Source organism: Vibrio sp. YT-18 (genome assembly GCF_033337345.1).
In the GTDB taxonomy this organism is placed as follows: Bacteria; Pseudomonadota; Gammaproteobacteria; order Enterobacterales; family Vibrionaceae; genus Vibrio; species Vibrio alginolyticus.
Genome location: NZ_JAWOQO010000207.1, coordinates 1 through 1,122, shown reverse-complemented (window position 1 = coordinate 1,122; position 1,122 = coordinate 1). Strand labels below are relative to the sequence as shown.

Genomic DNA, 1,122 nt, shown 5'->3' with positions numbered 1-1,122 from the left:
TACGGTTTACTAAGCGTTCTTGCAGAAACTCAGGCTGTGTATCGACGAAGACGGTAAAATCTGCCAAACGATGCAGTTCATTCCACACCGGTTCATTAAGCAGTAACCAATTCCCCTCAACGACAACCACATTGCGATTCACTAAAATGGCGTCGTCGACTGGATCATGCAAATTGCGGTCGTAGTAAGGCCATTTCGGATCTTTAACTTTGAGCTGTTTGAGCTTGTCGATAAGCTCCGTCAGATTAAATGTTTGATAGGCCCCCTTAATACTGCGCAGAGACACGAGCTCGCCATCTCGTTCAATCGTATTGTTTTCGAGGATCTCATTTGGGTAGTGGAAACCATCAAACGGCAGCACTTGTAAAGGCTCTTGGCTTTCATCTTGTTCCGACAAGTATTCCCAGAACGCAGCGAGTGTCGACTTGCCACTGCCCGGAGGAGCGCACAAGAACACTACTATGCGTTCCTGCTTCTCATGATAGAGGCGAGTAAATTTTTCGATAAGAGGCTGATGGATTCGTTTTACGTCGGCATCGGGAAAGGTTGCTTCGGTTTCAAAGCCACTGACGTTTAAATTCACTTGCATGGTGAACCCTTACTGATTGATTTCCTCTTCGATTCTTTCTATCAACATTTCACACGACAGCTTGAGCACTGTTTTGATGAGAGATTCGTATCTCATTTGCGAAAAGGACTCAAACGAAGAGAACTTTAGCTGATTGATCGACTCAAGATAAAAGCAGTCTTGCTGAGAAGAGAGTACCGCTTGGTTTTTGATGAAGTCATAAATCACATCATCTGTAAACGCGATCTTTTCAGGCTGAGTAACCACATACTCCAATACCTGATCGTACAAGCCAATGTCTGCATAAGTTTGTAATGAGATTTTTCCCATCGCAAACATCAACTTGGAGACAACATCGGTCGTGACCAATGGCCCATCTTCTCTCAATAAAGGATCCACAGCATACTCCTTCACTAAGGCGTCTTGGACGAACACACTCGGAAGTAATGCTTTTAACTTGAGGTTAATTATTTTGTTAGAAACCTGAAGAAACGCAGTGGCATTTTCACACTCATCCAATTTCTCCAGTAACTCGTCTTCACGTGACAACGTCT

General features: G+C 43.9%; 2 protein-coding genes. Both read right to left on the bottom strand.

Going from position 1 to position 1,122, the window contains the following annotated elements; all coding sequences use genetic code 11:
• A partial coding sequence (locus tag R7M72_RS25470) for a nucleoside/nucleotide kinase family protein (RefSeq protein ID WP_318056507.1) occupies window positions 1-589 on the bottom strand: 589 nt, incomplete at its 3' end.
• 9 nt (window positions 590-598) lie between these two features.
• Window positions 599-1,117, bottom strand: a complete 519-nt coding sequence (locus R7M72_RS25465) for an MltR family transcriptional regulator (RefSeq protein WP_140289510.1) — start codon at window positions 1,115-1,117, stop codon at window positions 599-601.
• Window positions 1,118-1,122: the final 5 nt, after the last annotated feature.